Genomic DNA, 15,865 nt, shown 5'->3' on the forward strand with positions numbered 1-15,865 from the left:
ATCATGCCGAACGCGACTCGCGTCACGCCCGGCCAGAGCGGCATAAGCTTGCGCCTATTTATTTGTTGTCTTTGACCTCTTCGAACTCAGCGTCGACCACGTCGTCGCCTGCGTCCTTGGCTTGCTCAGCACCCGGGGCTTGCGCGCCTGGCTGCGGCTGCTCGGCGTACATCTTCTGCGCAAGCGGTGCGGTCACTTCGGACAGCGCAGTCATCTTGGCGTCGATTTCAGCTTTGTCGTCGCCCTTGATCGCCACTTCCAGCGCGCTCAATGCGGCTTCAATAGCAGTCTTCTCGTCAGCAGTAGCCTTGTCGCCGGCCTCGGTGATCATCTTGCGGGTGGCGTGCACCAGCTGATCGCCTTGGTTACGCGCGGTCGCCAGCTCTTCGAACTTGCGATCTTCCTCGGCGTTGACTTCGGCATCACGGACCATCTGCTGAATTTCTTCTTCAGACAGACCGGAGTTGGCCTTGATCACGATCGACTGAGTCTTGCCGGTGGCCTTGTCTTTCGCGCCAACGTGCAGGATGCCGTTGGCGTCGATATCGAAGGTTACTTCGATCTGCGGTACGCCACGCGGAGCCGGCGGAATCTCGGCCAGGTCGAATTTGCCCAAAGACTTGTTACCGCTGGCTTGCTTGCGCTCGCCCTGCAGCACGTGAATGGTCACGGCGCCCTGGTTGTCGTCGGCAGTCGAGAACACTTGCGATTTTTTGGTTGGAATCGTGGTGTTTTTCTCGATCAGTGCCGTCATCACACCGCCCATGGTTTCGATACCCAGGGTCAGCGGAGACACGTCGAGCAGCAGCACGTCTTTGACGTCGCCCGACAGTACCGCGCCCTGGATAGCAGCACCCATGGCCACAGCTTCGTCCGGATTGACGTCTTTACGCGCTTCTTTACCGAAGAAATCGGTCACCAGCTTCTGTACCAGCGGCATGCGGGTCTGACCGCCGACCAGGATCACGTCGTTGATCGCACCGATGTCGATACCGGCGTCTTTCAACGCGATACGGCACGGCTCGATGGTGCGCTGCACCAGGTCTTCAACCAGCGATTCCAGCTTGGCGCGGGAGATCTTCACGTTCAGGTGCTTAGGACCGGTGGCGTCTGCAGTTATGTACGGCAGGTTCACGTCGGTCGACTGGCTCGAGGACAGTTCGATCTTGGCTTTCTCAGCGGCTTCTTTCAGGCGCTGCATGGCCAGCGGGTCACCCTTGAGGTTCATGCCGCTTTCTTTCTTGAATTCGTCAACGAGGTAGTCGATCAGACGAATATCGAAGTCTTCACCGCCAAGGAAGGTGTCACCGTTGGTGGCCAACACTTCAAACTGGTGCTCGCCGTCAACTTCAGCAATTTCGATCACGGATACGTCGAAGGTACCGCCACCCAGGTCATAAACGATCACGGTGTGATCGCCCTTGGCCTTGTCCATACCGTACGCCAGTGCAGCCGCGGTAGGCTCGTTGATGATGCGTTTTACATCCAGACCGGCAATACGGCCGGCATCTTTAGTAGCCTGACGCTGGCTGTCGTTGAAGTAGGCCGGCACGGTGATTACCGCTTCGGTCACTGGCTCGCCGAGGTAGTCTTCGGCGGTCTTCTTCATCTTCTTGAGGATTTCAGCCGAGATTTGTGGCGGCGCCATTTTCTGGCCGTTCACTTCAACCCAGGCGTCGTTGTTGTCAGCTTTGACAATCTTGTATGGCACCATCTGGATGTCTTTCTGCACGACATCTTCGTCAAAACGACGACCGATCAGACGCTTCACCGCGTACAGGGTGTTATGCGGATTGGTCACTGCCTGACGCTTGGCCGACTGGCCAACGAGGATTTCGCCATCGTTGGCATAAGCCACGATCGACGGCGTGGTGCGCGCGCCTTCAGCGTTTTCGATAACTTTGGCGACACCGTTTTCCAGAACCGAGACGCACGAGTTGGTGGTCCCCAGGTCGATACCAATAATTTTGCCCATATTCACTCTCCCGAAACTTTGATAATCCCGCCGCTGATCGTTGTCAGCGGCGGTAGCACTAAAACGCTTGACTGTTTAATGGGGGCAGCTCGGCGAATTTCAAGCCTGCTCATCAATCGATGGCGGCGCTTCCACCGGTGCCTTACTGACCACCACCATGGCGGGGCGCAGCAGACGACCATTGAGCATGTAGCCCTTCTGGAACACCTTGAGCACGCTGTTAGGCTCGACGCTGGTGCTTTCCTGCATCGCCATCGCCTGATGGTGCTCGGCGTTGAACGGCGCGCCATGCGGGTCAATCGCTTCCAACTGGTGACGCTTGAGGGTGTCGCCTAACAGCTTGAGCGTCAGCTCCATGCCCTCACGTACTGCCTTGATCGCCTCATCATCCGGACTCGACAGCTCAAGACCGCGCTCCAGGCTATCCACCACCGGCAACAAGTCGTTGGCGAATTTCTCTAGAGCGAATTTGTGCGCCTTTTCTACATCCTGCTCGGCGCGGCGGCGCACGTTCTGCAGATCGGCAGCCATGCGCAGCGACTGATCCTGCGCAGTGGCCAGTTGCTCTTCCAGCGCTTGCACGCGGGCAACCAGGTCATCACCCGCAGCCGCTTCGGCAGCTGTTTGTACATCGGGGTTCTGCGTATCCAGGGTCTGTTCGTCAGCCATGCGTCTCTCCTCTTATAAATCCGACGCGAGCCTCAACTCACGTACCTGACCGCTATATGGGGTCAAAAAATGTGGTTTCAAGGACAACAGACGGATTGTCAGCCCACAAAAAAACACTGTATAAATAACCAGACATGAACTTGGGAGGCCCTCGCCATGCTGGTGCACCTGTCCGTACACAACTACGCCATCGTTGAACACCTTGATCTAGAGCTGGACGCCGGCATGAGCGTGATCAGCGGGGAAACTGGCGCCGGCAAGTCGATCATGCTCGACGCCCTCGGCCTGACCCTGGGTGATCGCGCCGACAGCGGCGTGGTACGTCCCGGTGCGGACAAGGCGGACATCCTCGCCAGTTTCGATCTGCACGACATCCCCGAAGCGCGCGCCTGGCTGGCCGAGCGTGATCTGGACAATGACGGCCCATGCATCCTGCGCCGAGTGATTACCGCCGAAGGCCGCTCACGTGGCTATATCAATGGCTCACCCTGCCCGCAAGGCGATCTCAAGGCCCTCGGCGAACTGTTGATCGACATCCACAGCCAGCATGAGCACCAATCTCTGCTCAAGCCCGATACCCACCGCCGCCTGCTCGACGAATACGCCGGCAGCCAGGAGTTGGCGCGCCAGGTGCAGCTCGCCGCACAACGCTGGAAGCAGACCAAGAATGAGCTGGAGCGGGTTTCCAGCATCGGCGACGAACAACGCGCGCGTCATCAATTGCTCAGCTATCAACTGGAAGAGCTGGACAACCTGGCACTCGGCGAAGACGAGCTGGACAACCTGGAACAGGAACACAAGAACCTGACCAACGCCGAAAGCCTGCTCAGCGCCTGCCGCCTGGTGATCGAGCAGTGCAGCGAGAATGACGCTGGCAACGTGCTGTCCGCCCTGACCAGCAGCCTCAATCGCCTCAGCGCGTTCCAGGGTCAGCCCGGCGCACTGAGCGAAGCCACCAACCTGCTGGCTAGCGCGCAGATCCAGGTAGAAGAAGCCGTCGGCGAACTGAACCGTTTTCTCGACCATTTCGACGCCGACCCTGAACGCCTGCGCCAGATGGAAGAGCGCCTGGACGCGATCTACACCCTGGCGCGCAAACACCGCATCCAGCCAACAGAGCTGGGCGCCATGCAGCAACAGCTGTTCGAGGAACTGGAAAGCCTTAACGCCGATGACCAGGCTGCCGAACGCCTGAGCGACGAACTGGCCGCCTTCGAGCGGCATTACCAGGAAAAAGCGGCGGAACTCAGCACCCTGCGCAACAACGCTGCCAGCCAGCTGGCCAGGGCGGTCGAGCAGGAAATGCAGACCCTCGGCATGCCAGGCGGGCGTTTCAATATCAAGCTCAGCGCCAACAGCAACAGCGAACCGCACCCCAACGGTCTGGAGCAGCTGGAGTTTCTGGTCAGCGCCAACCCTGGCCAGCCGTTGAAGGCTCTGGCCAAGGTCGCCTCGGGCGGCGAACTTTCACGTATCAGCCTGGCGATTCAGGTAATCACCGCGCAAACCTCGCGGGTGCCAACCCTGGTATTCGATGAAGTTGACGTCGGCATCGGCGGCCCCACCGCCGAAGTGGTCGGCCAGCTACTGCGCCGCCTCGGCGAACGCGGCCAGGTACTGACCGTCACCCACCTGCCGCAAGTCGCGGCGCAAGGACACCAGCATCTGTTCGTGCACAAAGTTCGCGAAAGCGATGCCACCCGCACCGCAGTCAGTAAACTGAGCCCAGCGCAGCGAGTCGAGGAAATCGCACGCATGCTCGGCGGCGTTGACCTCACCGAAGAATCCCTGGCCCATGCCCGGCAGATGGTCGGCAGCGCCCAGGCCTGATTCAGCGCCACGCAGAAAGCACAAAGGCGACCCTAGGGTCGCCTTTGTTATGCCTGCATCAATCAGGTTTTCTTGCGCACATACAGCACAAGATTGTGATCAACCAGTTCAAAGCCGTGCTCTTTGACGATTTCTTTCTGACGCTTTTCGATCTCGGCGTCGAAGAACTCGATCACTTCACCGGAATCGACACAGACCATATGATCGTGATGGCCGCTGTCCGCCAATTCGAAGACCGCATGACCGCCATCGAAGTTATGGCGAACCACCAGACCAGCTGCTTCGAACTGGGTCAGTACGCGGTACACGGTGGCCAAACCTACGTCGTCACCCGCCTCCATCAGTGCCTTGTAGACATCTTCAGCACTCATGTGACGCTGACCGGCAGAGTCGAGCATTTGCAGTATCTTGACCCGTGGTAGGGTCACTTTCAGGCCAGCCTTGCGTAGTTCGCTATTTTCAACCATGGTCTGCTTTCTCACGGAAGCGGCTTCGCAGCTTCCTTTATTGCGGGTATGATCCGGGGTTATATTGCCCAGCCAAGATAGTGGAAGTCGCCCACCGATGCAAAAAACCAAACTCCTGCTGACCAGCCTCACCCTTACGGGGCTACTCGCACTCGCCGGTTGTTCATTCCCCGGGGTTTATAAAATCGACATCCAACAGGGCAATGTCGTCACGCAGGACATGATAGACCAGTTGCGCCCGGGAATGACCCGCAAGCAAGTGCGGTTTATCATGGGCAACCCCCTGCTCACTGACACCTTCCACGCCAATCGTTGGGATTACCTGTACAGCATCCAGCCAGGTGGTGGTAAGCGCCTGCAGGAGCGCGTCAGCGTGAACTTCAACGCCGAAGACCAACTGGTCGGCCTGTCTGGCGACTTTATGCCGGGCGTCAGCCGCGATCAGGCCATCCTGGGTGAAGACAGCGGCGTTACCACTCCGCAAGCCACTCAGCAGCAGGTTGAAGAGAAACCCGCTCCAGGCTCGCTGCTTGAACAAATTCAGCGCGAAGTGGACGACGTGAAAGTCGTGCCAGTACCTACTCCAGAGCCCCTGGAAAGCACGCCGCAGTAATATTTGCTGATAAAAAAGCCCGGACATGTCCGGGCTTTTTTACGCCTGCATTCCAGCAGGCCTAGTTTTTAGCGGCTAGTGACCGGCATCGTCGGCCTTGGCTTGCGCCGCTTTGGCAGCACGCTGCTTGCGCACTTCTTTCGGGTCGGCAATCAGCGGCCGGTAGATCTCCACCCGCTCACCCTCTTCCAGCACGCGCTCATCGGGCTTGCTCACTGCCTTGCCAAAAATCCCCAGCGGGCTGTTGTGCAGATCCAGATCGGGAAAATGCGCCTGCATCCCGGACTGCACCGCTGCCTGACGCACCGTGGTGCCATAAGGCAAACTAAGGCGCAGCAACTTCTGCTTGTCGGCCAGGGCATAAACCACTTCGACCACGATATTTGGCTTATCCATAAAGTTGCTTGGCCCTTTGGCAGAATGCATCGACCAGGGTATTAGTGGCCTGATTGAACAGCGGCCCGAGGGTCGCCCGTACCAACGGCCCTGCGTAATCGAAAGTCAGATCCAAGCTGATCTTGCAGGCCTTTTCGCCCAGCGCCTTGAACTCCCAATGCCCATATAGCTGAGTAAACGGCCCTTCGACCAAGGTCAGCTTGATCAGCTCGCCCGGCACTAGGGTGTTGGCCGTGACAAAGCGCTGGCTCAAGCCGCCCTTCGCCACCGCCAGACTGGCACGCATATGCGTGTCGCTGGCCTCAAGCACTTCGCTGGCCGAACACCAGGGCAGGAACTGCGGGTAACTGGCCACATCATTGACCAGATCAAACAGCGCCCGCGCGGGATAAGGCAACAGCGCCGAACGCTGAATATGAGTACTCATAACCCAACCACTTGGCTAAACAGGATGCAGGCGATCATTTGCTCAACTCTGCGACAAACACGATCAGCACGCCAATTGGCGCGACCACACGAATCAACCAATACACCACGTTGAATAGCAGCGGGCTTTTCATTGCCAGCTCTTCACGCACGGCTTCACGTTTAAGCACCCAGCCGGCGAATATGGCGAACGCCAGGCCACCGAACGGCAACAGAATACGGCTGGTCAGGTAATCGATGGTGTCGAAGAAATTCCGCCCGCCCTCAGCGCCCCACTGGAACAGGTGGAAACCATCCTCGCCGAAGACAAAGAACTTCGCTTCAGCCCCCAAGTTAAAGGACAACACCGTGCCCATGCCAACCACCCAACAGAGGAACGCCAACACGCTGGTCACCAGCACTCGGCTGCGCTTGGTACGCTCGACCAAATAGGCCACCGCAGGCTCCAGCATGGAGATCGACGAGGTCCAGGCAGCGATCAGCACTAGGATAAAGAACAGCGTGCCCATCACCTGGCCAAAGGCGATATTGCCGAACGCCACCGGCAGGGTGACAAACATCAGCCCCGGCCCTGCGCCAGGCTCCAGACCACCGGCGAAGACGATGGGAAACAGCGCCATCCCGGCGGTGAGGGCCACCAGAGTATCGAGGATGCCGACGGTGAGAATGGTGCCGCCAATCGAGGCGTTCTTCGGCATGTACGAGCCGTAGACCATGATCGCGCCCACACCGACACTCAGGGTAAAGAAGGCATGCCCCATGGCCGCCAGCACGCCATCGAGCACGCGATCTGGCTGGAAATCGAAGAGAAAATGGAAGCCCTGCATAAAGTGCCCGGTGGTCATGCTGTAACCCAGCAGCACCAGCAGCAGCACAAATAGCAGCGGCATCATGATGCGCAGGCTGCGCTCAAGACCGGCCACCACGCCACGGGCGATAACAAAGCCGGTCAGCAGCATAAACAGCGTATGCCACAGGGTCAGCCGCCATGGGTCAGCCGTCAGCGCACCAAACGCAGCGCCAGCACCCTCCGCGCTGACGCCAGCAAACTGCCCGCCGCCCATGCTGAGGATGTAATCCAGCGACCAGCCGGCCACCACACTGTAAAACGACAGAATCAGCAGAGCAGCAACCATCCCCACCAGCGCCGCCCAGGACCATTTCGGCGAAGCGCCCGACTCGATAGCCAGGGTCTTGAGGGTATTCACCGGGCTCTGCCGGCCGCGCCGACCAATCAGGGTTTCGGCAAGCATGATCGGTAGACCGACCATAAAGATGCACACCAGGTACATCATCACGAAAGCCCCGCCGCCGTACATGCCGGTCATATAGGGAAACTTCCAGATATTGCCCAAGCCAACAGCCGAACCGGTCGCCGCCAGAATAAACACCCAACGGCTGGCCCAGGCACCGTGTATCGAAACCTTATCGTTCGCCATGCTCGGCTAGCCCGCTCTAGTGAAAAAAGATCGCGCATTGTCGGGGATTCGCCAGGGCGGCTCAAGCGCAGCCGACACCGCGCAGCATCAGGCTGCCCGGCAAAGCTGATTTTGCCCCGCCGCACACATAGCGCCCGCGCCAGTGACTCCCTATAATGCGCGCCCTATGGCTAAACAAAAGAAACATCCGCAAGGCACCATCGCGCAAAACAAGAAGGCGATGCACGACTACTTCGTCGAATCCAGGTTCGAGGCAGGCTTGGTCCTGGCCGGCTGGGAAGTGAAAAGTCTGCGCGCCGGCAAGGCCCAGTTGGTCGACAGCTACGTGCTGTTGAAGAACGACGAAGCCTGGCTGATGGGCTGCCACATTACCCCGCTGACGGCGGCGAGCACCCATGTGATCGCTGACCCGACACGCACCCGCAAGCTGCTGCTGAATAAACGCGAGCTGGACAAGCTGTTCGGTGCCGTCCAGCAAAAAGGCTATGCCTGCGTGGCCATGTCGATTTATTGGAAGGCGCACCTGATCAAGTGCGAGATTGCCCTGGCCAAGGGCAAGAAAGACTTCGACAAGCGCCACACCGAGAAAGAACGCGACGCCGACCGCGAAGTGCAGCGCGCGATGCGCAGCAAAGGCAAAGACGAGTAAATCGACTCTGCACTAATGAAAACGCCCCGCAATGCGGGGCGTTTTCGTTGCAGCGTTCGGTTTAGCGCAACTCGCTAAATGCCAGCTTGACGCCCAACCCCACCAGCACAGCCCCCATCAGCCGATCAAACCAGTGGCCCATCCGCGCAAAACCGGCACGCACCCGCTGATGACTGAACAACTGAGCGACCATGCAGAACCACAGCGCTGTGGCCACCGCCAGATAAACGCCGTAGCCCGCCTGCACCGGCAGCGGCGTATGAGGGTTGATCACCACGGTAAACAGCGAGAGGAAGAACAGCGTGGCCTTGGGGTTCAGGCCATTGGTTACAAAGCCTGCAACAAAAGCTGCACGCGGCGAGCGCTCGCCCTCATCCAGGCTCAACTCGGCATCGCTCGGGCTTGCCGGTTTGGCCCGCAGCGCCCGAATGCCGATATACAGCAGGTAAGCCGCCGCCAACCACTTCAGGGCGTTGAATAGCACAATCGACTGCGACACGATCAAGCCGATACCCAGCAACGAATAGGCCACATGGATAAAAATCCCGCAGCCCACGCCAATCGCACTGAAGATGCCGGCACGCCGACCATGCGCCACACTCTCGCGCACCACAATCGCGAAATCCGGGCCAGGGCTGGCCACGGCCAGCAAGTGGATCAGGGCCACAGCTAAAAACTCAGTCCAGTACATGGGGCGGCTCCGCGACGTCGAAATGATTCTGTTAGGCTCGCCACCTTACTCCCCGCCCAAACCCGCAGGATAGATACAGCTGATGAGTAACAGTCACCGCGCCGTCTTTCTCGACCACAGCTCACTCGACTTGGGCGACCTCGACCTGTCCAACCTGAGCGCCTGCTTTGCCGACCTGCAGCTGTACCCGCACAGCACCCAGGCGCAAACCATCGAACGCCTGCAGGGCGCGCAGGTGGCGATCAGCAACAAGGTGCCGCTGAATGCCGAAGTGTTCGCCGCCTGCCCGGAGCTGAAGCTGGTACTGGTGGCCGCCACCGGCACCAACCCGATAGACCTGGCTGCCGCCCGCGCCCACGGCGTCAGCGTATGCAACTGCCAGGGTTACGGCACGCCATCGGTGGCGCAACACACCCTAATGTTGCTTCTTGCCCTGGCCACACGCCTGCCCGATTACCAACAGGACGTTCGCGCCGGCCGCTGGCAGCAGGCGCAGCAGTTCTGCCTGCTCGATTACCCAATCGTCGAACTGTACGGCAAAACCCTTGGTCTGCTTGGCCATGGCGAGCTAGGTGGCGCAGTCGCCAAACTGGCCGAAGCCTTCGGCATGCGAGTGCTGCTCGGCCAGTTGCCCGGCCGCCCTGCGCGTGCCGACCGTCTGCCACTGGATGAGCTGCTGCCCCAGGTCGATGCCCTCACCCTGCATTGCCCGCTGAACAGCGACACCCTGAACATGATTAATGCCCGCGAACTCAGTCTGATGAAGCCCGCAGCTTTCCTGATCAATACCGCGCGCGGCGGCCTGATCAACGAGCAGGCCCTGGCTGACGCATTGCGCGCAGGCCACCTGGGCGGCGCCGCAACCGATGTACTGACCCAGGAGCCGCCGAAAGACGGCAACCCCTTGCTCGCTGCGGATATTCCGCGACTGATCATCACCCCGCACAGCGCCTGGGGCAGCCGCGAAGCACGGCAACGCATCGTCGGCCAGCTCAGTGAAAACGCTTTGGCCTTCTTCAACGGCACGCCCATGCGCGTTGTCAGCTAAGCTACGCGACTTTTTTCGAGGAGCGCTTATGGACCCGCGAAGCAAAGTACTGCTGCGCCAGGCCGATCTATTCAACGGCCCACTGCTGCTTGCCGGCTTGCCGGCGGATGACCTGCTCGGTCAATTCCCCGAGGCCCACGGCTGGAGCTGGCATGCCGGCGAGCACGCGCTGCTGGACGCCCGTTTCAGCAATCGCTGCCACTTTGGCACCCAGCCTGGCGAATGCGACTTCCAGGCAGCCGTGCTGTTTCTGCCGAAATCCCGCGAGCTAACCGAATACCTGCTCAATGCCCTGGCGGCCCGCCTCGGCGGGCGCGAACTGTTTCTGGTCGGAGAGAAACGCGCCGGCATTGAACGCGCCGCCAAGCAGCTGGCGAACTTTGGCCAGGCACGCAAGCTCGACAGCGCACGGCACTGTCAGCTCTGGCAAGTACGGGTTGAACACGCACCCGCCACGCCGGATCTGCACAGCCTGGCGCAACGCTATGAACTGGCCCTGGCCGACGGGCCGCTGCAGGTACTCAGCCTGCCAGGGGTATTCAGCCATGGTCGCCTGGACGTTGGCAGCGCGCTGCTGCTTGAACACCTCGATGGCTTGCCAAGCGGACATATTCTGGATTTCGGCTGTGGAGCCGGCGTACTCGGCGCGGCGCTGAAACGCCGCTATCCGGACAGCCAGATCACCCTGCTGGATGTGGACGCTTTTGCCGTCGAAAGCAGCCGCCTGACTCTTGCCGCCAATGACCTACAGGCCGATGTCATCAATGGTGACGGCATCGATGCGGCGCCCACGGGCCTGAGTGCGATCCTCAGCAACCCGCCCTTTCACCAAGGCGTGCACACCCACTACCAGGCCACCGAACACCTGCTGCGTCAGGCCAGTCAGCACCTCGCCAGCAAAGGCGAATTGCGCCTGGTCGCCAACAGCTTTCTCAAATACCCGCCGCTGATCGAACAGCACCTCGGTCCCTGCCTGACCCTGGCCGACGCCAAGGGCTTTCGCATCTACCGCGCCCGCAAAGGCTGAAACGGGGCTTGCCCTATCACGGATGCGCGGGCAGAATGCGCGCGTCCTAGGGGAGTAGTCTCCCGCGAGCGCCAGCTCGCCCGGCACGCGTCAACATACTTGCTCAGCAGAGCATGGCGCGTGCGACCCAAGGCCCACTCAGAGGGGTCTGCGGTTTGACAAGACCTATGACACGCACACCTTACCCGGGGCGGGAAGGCTGTACGTGTCATAGCCGTGTCGACCCGCCCCTTAGGAAAGCCTGATGCTCGAATCCCTGTTTGTTCCAACCTTTATCGTTGCCTTGGCCGAAATCGGCGACAAGACGCAGCTGCTCGCTTTGCTGTTGGCCGCGCGCTTTCGCAAACCCTGGCCGATCATCTGGGGCATCGTGGTCGCCACCCTGGCCAATCATTTCGCCGCAGGCGCTATCGGCAACTGGGTTGCCAGCTTCTTCTCCCCCGCCACCCTGAGCTGGATTCTCGCCGCCAGCTTTGTTGCCGTAGCGCTGTGGACGCTAATCCCGGACAAGCTGGATGACGACGAAAGCTCCAAGTTCAAGCGCTACGGCCCATTCCTGACTACGCTGATCGCCTTCTTCCTGGCGGAAATGGGCGACAAAACCCAGATCGCCACAGTGATGCTGGCCGCTCAGTACCCGCACTTTATCCTAGTGGTGATCGGCACCACTCTGGGTATGTTGCTGGCTAACGTACCTGTGGTGCTGGCCGGGAATTTCGCCGCCGAACGCCTGCCGCTGACCCTGATTCGCCGCCTGGCAGCTTGCGCCTTTGCTGCACTGGCGGTGTATGCGGGGTATCAGGCACTGAAGTTCAGCGGGCTGATTTGACATCAAGTTGACGCCAGGGCACTGGCGTTTCGGCCAATACCTCGGATTCCAGACGGCTGCTACAGTGCGCAACATCCTGCCCACTCAGCCGTCAGGGAGACACCTATGTCACTGGATGATCGAAAAAAACTGGTACGCCACCATATCGACCTGTCGTGGAACAAAGGCCGCACCGCGCTGGCCGAGCAGCTGCACAGCAAAGACTTTCTCTACAAGAGCTCGTTTATCGGCAGGCCGCTGACCAGCCCCGCCTTTGCCCAGATGGTGCAGGACATCCGTCATGCCATGCCGGATCTGCAGGTGGTGATCGAGGAATGCATTGCCGAAGACTACAAAGTGGTCACCTGGAGCACCCTGATCGGCACCATCCAGAAGCCCGCACTCGGCTACCCGCCCAGTGACAAGGTGCTGAGCATCTCGGCCATGGCCTTCTGGACCATTACCCCGAGCAATGAAATCCAGGAAATCTGCACCATGTTCGACATGGAAAGCTTCCGCTCACAACTGGGCCTGGCCACCCAGCCCTTTGCCGCCAAGGCACTGCCCTGAGCAAATAACGCCCAATAAAAAGCCCCCAATCGGGGGCTTTTTGTTTACTGCGCTTTAGCGCGCTTGCTCATACAACGGCATCACCTTGGGAATCGCTGCCTGCAGAGAAGCGATTCGGCTGCTCGACGCTGGGTGCGTGCTCATAAATTCAGGCGGAGCAACTTCGCTGGCGGCGGCCATTTTCTGCCACAGGCTGACTGCAGCATTGGGGTTGTAGCCACCACGGGCCGCCAGTTCAAGGCCGATCAGATCAGCCTCGTTCTCATTGCCACGACTGTTCGGCAGCATCATGCCGTACTGCACCGCTGCATCGGCCAGGGCCAAACTGTCGGAACCCAGACCGAGCAAGGCACCCGCGCCCTGTTTCGCCAGCTCGACACCATAGGCCTTGGACATCGCTTCACGGCTGTGCTCGCGCAGGGCGTGGGCCATTTCGTGGCCCATGATCGCGGCGATCTCATCGTCGGTGAGCTTCAGCTTTTCGATGATCCCGCTGTAGAAAATGATCTTGCCGCCTGGCCCGCAGTTGGCGTTCAGCTCAGGGCTCTTGATCAGGTTGACCTCCCACTGCCACTGCGCCGAATCCGGACGGAACAGCGGAGCATGCTTGATCAGGCGATCAGCAATGGTGCGCAGGCGTTTGGCGTTATTGCTGGTTTTATCCAGCACGCCCTTGCTGGACGCCTCGCCAAGGGTCTGCTGATAAGACTGCGCATACATCTGATTGACCTCTTGGGTCGAGAGCATGCTGAACATGTACTGCTTGCGCTCAACACCTACGGCGCCGCCACTGGTGGTGTTCACAGCCTGGCAAGCCGTCAGCAGGCTGCAGAGCGCCAGGCTGGCCAGACGAAATGGGGTATTCATGTCAGTTCTCCTTCACGACAGGGACCGTATGCTAGGCCGTGCATCTGGGCAAAACAACCTGCACGACTTGCACTATGGCCCTCAACGCTCTTTGCTAGATACAGCGGCGTGCTAATGCTTTGAAGCTACGCTGCCGATAAGCCAGGGACAGGCGCAACTAACACGTTGAGGAGTCCCTATGCGATTCAAGTCGATCCAGTCCTCCGTAGCACTCATGGCGGGGGCCAGCATCCTGGCAGTAGTCGTCGCCCTGGTGCTCTACGCCCTGTTCGCCGGAGCGCGCACCCAGACCCAGGTGCAAGAACGCACCCAAGGCCTATTAGAGGATGTGATCGACCAACGCCTGAACGCCCTGGCCAAAGCTCAGGTCGGCCAACTGCAACGCCAATTTGAACATCCCATGACGGTGGCCAAAGCCCTGGCCACCCTCAACAGCCAGATGGGCAGTACGGACGGTAGCCCAGGCATCAGCCTGACCCGCGAGGAGCTGAGCAAGCTGGTCGGTGACTATCTCCAGGCCAACCCTGAACTCCTCGACATCTATATCGGCTGGGAACCAAACGCCTTCGATCAGGATGACGACCTCTACGTCAACCAGAAGGAAAATGGCTATGACCACACCGGCCGCTTTATGCCGTGGTGGTACCGCGATGGCGACCAACTCAAGCTCGACGCCCTGACCGTGGAGCAGATGGAAAGCGAGGAAGTTCAACCCACCGGGGTGCGCACCGGCGAGTATTACCTGTGCCCCAAGGAAACCGGCAAGCCCTGCGTGATCGACCCGGCCTCCTACGACTTTGGCGGCAAGCAGGTACTGGTCGCCGCCTTCAACGCGCCAATCATGGTCAATGGCCAGTTCCGCGGCGTAGCCGGCAACGACCTGGCCCTGGACTTTATTCAGGAACGGCTGAACACCGCCAAAGGCGAACTCTACGACGGTGCGGGCGAACTTGCCCTGATCGCCTCCAACGGCACCCTGATTGCAGCGACCCAGGACGCGACCCTGGTTGGCCAACCGGCGAGCAAGGCCATCGACCCCGAGCTGCTCAATCAACTCAAACAAAGCAGCAACGACCAGCCGATCAACAAGCTCGACGAAGAACGCCAGCTACTGCAATTGCTGCTGCCGTTCCAGGTCGCTGGCACCTCGACACGCTGGACCCTGGCCATCGTATTGCCAACCAGCGCAGTGTTCGCGGACCTGAAAGAACTGCAGAGCGGCCTCACTGAACAGGCTGAAGCTGACACCCTAGGCATGGCCATGGTGGGCCTGCTGGTTGCTGGCGTTGGCATGCTAGTGATCTGGTTCGTCGGTTACGGCATCGCCCGCCCGCTGCGGCAGATGGTCACCATGCTCGACGATATCGCCCAAGGCGATGGCGATTTGACCCGCCGCCTGGAGGTGAACCGCAGCGACGAACTGGGCGATATCGCCAAGGGCTTCAATACCTTCCTCGGCAAGCTGCAAACCATGATTACCCAGGTAGTCAGCTCGGTGCAGAAGGTCAGCGACTCTTCCGAACACACCGCCGACATCGCCATCCGCACCAACACGGGCGTGCAGAAACAGCTGGCGGAGATTGAACTGGTCGCCACTGCCGTGCATGAAATGACCGCCACCGCCCAGGACGTGGCACGCAACGCAACCCATGCAGCCGAGGCCGCCAACCATGCGGACCGCGCCGCCAATCAGGGCAAGCAGACGGTGCAACACACCGCCGATGCAATTGCCGCCCTGGCGCAGGAGATCGGCCGCGCGGTAACCGTGGTGCAAACGCTGGCCAAGGACAGCGAGAACATCAACGCCATCCTGGTAGCGATCCGCGGAATTGCCGAGCAAACCAACCTGCTCGCGCTCAACGCCGCCATTGAGGCGGCCCGCGCTGGCGAACAGGGCCGTGGTTTTGCCGTGGTGGCCGACGAGGTGCGCAACCTGGCGCAGAAAACCCAGAAGGCCACCGAAGAAATCCAGACCATGATCCAGCAGCTGCAACAGGGCACGCGCGATGTGGTCAAGGTCATGGAAGACAGCCAGAGCAAGACCGAGGTCAGCGTGCAGCAGGCCAGCCAGGCCGCCGAGGCGCTGGAATCGATCACTCAGGCGGTATCGGTAATCAACGACATGAACACGCAGATCGCCAGCGCCGCCGAGGAACAGAGTGCGGTGGCCGAGGACATCAACCGCAACGTCACCAATATCGGCCAGGTGGCCAATGAAGTGGCCGGCGGTGCCGACGAAGCCAGCCAAGCCAGTGCCGAACTGACCAAGCTGGCCGAACAGCAACGCCGGCTGATCAACCAGTTCAAGGTCTGATCAAACTGCAATAAAAAGGGCGGACTGCATGGCAGACAGAACCAATATCGGCCAGGTGGCCCATGAAGTGGCCGGT

Annotated in this window: 16 protein-coding genes, 1 pseudogene and 1 riboswitch; of the genes and pseudogenes, 9 read left to right on the forward strand and 8 right to left on the reverse strand. The window is 60.0% G+C overall.

The window, feature by feature from the left end:
* Nucleotides 1-58: 58 nt before the first annotated feature.
* Together dnaK and grpE are read right to left on the reverse strand one after the other, a co-directional pair.
* Entirely contained in the window at nt 59-1,975 is a 1,917-nt protein-coding gene (gene dnaK / locus ACQ4LH_RS19000; protein WP_430698626.1) for a molecular chaperone DnaK, read from the reverse strand.
* 99 nt (nt 1,976-2,074) lie between these two features.
* The gene (gene grpE / locus ACQ4LH_RS19005) at nt 2,075-2,644 is read right to left on the reverse strand and encodes a nucleotide exchange factor GrpE (RefSeq protein WP_430698628.1); all 570 of its coding nucleotides are present in this window, start codon (nt 2,642-2,644) and stop codon (nt 2,075-2,077) included.
* Nucleotides 2,645-2,800: 156 nt separating this feature from the next.
* Here grpE and recN point away from each other — a divergent pair, with 156 nt between their 5' ends.
* The gene (gene recN / locus ACQ4LH_RS19010) at nt 2,801-4,474 is read left to right on the forward strand and encodes a DNA repair protein RecN (protein ID WP_430698629.1); all 1,674 of its coding nucleotides are present in this window, start codon (nt 2,801-2,803) and stop codon (nt 4,472-4,474) included.
* A gap of 62 nt (nt 4,475-4,536) precedes the next feature.
* Here the strand turns inward: recN and fur are convergent, their stop codons facing one another.
* Nucleotides 4,537-4,941: a ferric iron uptake transcriptional regulator gene (gene fur / locus ACQ4LH_RS19015; protein ID WP_136665255.1), complete on the reverse strand. Its 405-nt coding sequence runs from the start codon at nt 4,939-4,941 to the stop codon at nt 4,537-4,539.
* Nucleotides 4,942-5,038: 97 nt separating this feature from the next.
* On the opposite strand from fur, the gene ACQ4LH_RS19020 reads away from it, so the two are divergent.
* Nucleotides 5,039-5,554: an outer membrane protein assembly factor BamE gene (locus tag ACQ4LH_RS19020; RefSeq protein WP_430698630.1), complete on the forward strand. Its 516-nt coding sequence runs from the start codon at nt 5,039-5,041 to the stop codon at nt 5,552-5,554.
* Nucleotides 5,555-5,629: 75 nt separating this feature from the next.
* Here ACQ4LH_RS19020 and ACQ4LH_RS19025 read toward each other — a convergent pair whose 3' ends face one another.
* Genes ACQ4LH_RS19025 through ACQ4LH_RS19035 form a run of 3 tightly spaced genes read right to left on the reverse strand, consistent with a single transcriptional unit; the run spans nt 5,630 to nt 7,815 of the window.
* Complete coding sequence (locus tag ACQ4LH_RS19025; protein WP_430698631.1) at nt 5,630-5,950, reverse strand: RnfH family protein; 321 nt, start codon at nt 5,948-5,950, stop codon at nt 5,630-5,632.
* Nucleotides 5,943-6,377, reverse strand: coding sequence for a type II toxin-antitoxin system RatA family toxin (locus tag ACQ4LH_RS19030; RefSeq protein ID WP_282876645.1), 435 nt, complete (start codon nt 6,375-6,377; stop codon nt 5,943-5,945). The genes ACQ4LH_RS19025 and ACQ4LH_RS19030 overlap by 8 nt, the downstream gene beginning before the upstream one ends.
* A gap of 34 nt (nt 6,378-6,411) precedes the next feature.
* Nucleotides 6,412-7,815, reverse strand: coding sequence for a sodium-dependent transporter (locus tag ACQ4LH_RS19035; protein ID WP_430698632.1), 1,404 nt, complete (start codon nt 7,813-7,815; stop codon nt 6,412-6,414).
* Between the two features lie 166 nt (nt 7,816-7,981).
* Between ACQ4LH_RS19035 and smpB the strand changes: the two genes are divergently transcribed.
* The gene (gene smpB / locus ACQ4LH_RS19040; RefSeq protein ID WP_090255207.1) at nt 7,982-8,464 is read left to right on the forward strand and encodes an SsrA-binding protein SmpB; all 483 of its coding nucleotides are present in this window, start codon (nt 7,982-7,984) and stop codon (nt 8,462-8,464) included.
* 61 nt (nt 8,465-8,525) lie between these two features.
* On the opposite strand, the gene ACQ4LH_RS19045 is transcribed toward smpB, so the two are convergent.
* Nucleotides 8,526-9,155 (reverse strand): LysE family translocator, encoded by a 630-nt coding sequence (locus ACQ4LH_RS19045; protein WP_160088720.1) that lies wholly within the window; start codon nt 9,153-9,155, stop codon nt 8,526-8,528.
* An 82-nt stretch (nt 9,156-9,237) separates the two neighbouring features.
* Here ACQ4LH_RS19045 and ACQ4LH_RS19050 point away from each other — a divergent pair, with 82 nt between their 5' ends.
* The 4 genes from ACQ4LH_RS19050 (at nt 9,238) to ACQ4LH_RS19065 (ending at nt 12,608) form a co-directional block, all read left to right on the forward strand.
* The gene (locus tag ACQ4LH_RS19050; protein WP_430698633.1) at nt 9,238-10,203 is read left to right on the forward strand and encodes a 2-hydroxyacid dehydrogenase; all 966 of its coding nucleotides are present in this window, start codon (nt 9,238-9,240) and stop codon (nt 10,201-10,203) included.
* A 28-nt stretch (nt 10,204-10,231) separates the two neighbouring features.
* A complete protein-coding gene (locus ACQ4LH_RS19055; protein WP_430698634.1) occupies nt 10,232-11,230 on the forward strand; it encodes a methyltransferase in 999 nt (332 codons plus the stop codon).
* Nucleotides 11,231-11,267: 37 nt separating this feature from the next.
* Nucleotides 11,268-11,404: riboswitch (yybP-ykoY riboswitch) on the forward strand.
* 70 nt (nt 11,405-11,474) lie between these two features.
* Nucleotides 11,475-12,059: a TMEM165/GDT1 family protein gene (locus ACQ4LH_RS19060; RefSeq protein WP_430698635.1), complete on the forward strand. Its 585-nt coding sequence runs from the start codon at nt 11,475-11,477 to the stop codon at nt 12,057-12,059.
* 105 nt (nt 12,060-12,164) lie between these two features.
* On the forward strand, nt 12,165-12,608 hold the full coding sequence (locus tag ACQ4LH_RS19065; protein WP_430698636.1) for a ketosteroid isomerase-related protein: 444 nt from the start codon (nt 12,165-12,167) through the stop codon (nt 12,606-12,608).
* 54 nt (nt 12,609-12,662) lie between these two features.
* On the opposite strand, the gene ACQ4LH_RS19070 is transcribed toward ACQ4LH_RS19065, so the two are convergent.
* Entirely contained in the window at nt 12,663-13,475 is an 813-nt protein-coding gene (locus ACQ4LH_RS19070) for a M48 family metallopeptidase (protein ID WP_430698637.1), read from the reverse strand.
* Nucleotides 13,476-14,766: 1,291 nt separating this feature from the next.
* Between ACQ4LH_RS19070 and ACQ4LH_RS19075 the strand changes: the two are divergent.
* Together ACQ4LH_RS19075 and ACQ4LH_RS19080 are read left to right on the forward strand one after the other, a co-directional pair.
* A pseudogene (locus ACQ4LH_RS19075) lies at nt 14,767-14,931 on the forward strand (HAMP domain-containing protein); the annotation flags it as partial.
* A 15-nt stretch (nt 14,932-14,946) separates the two neighbouring features.
* Nucleotides 14,947-15,789 (forward strand): methyl-accepting chemotaxis protein, encoded by an 843-nt coding sequence (locus ACQ4LH_RS19080; RefSeq protein ID WP_430698639.1) that lies wholly within the window; start codon nt 14,947-14,949, stop codon nt 15,787-15,789.
* The last annotated feature ends 76 nt before the right edge of the window (nt 15,790-15,865 follow it).

The sequence above is a fragment of the Pseudomonas peli genome (genome assembly GCF_050563605.1).
Classification (GTDB): Bacteria; Pseudomonadota; Gammaproteobacteria; order Pseudomonadales; family Pseudomonadaceae; genus Aquipseudomonas; species Aquipseudomonas peli_A.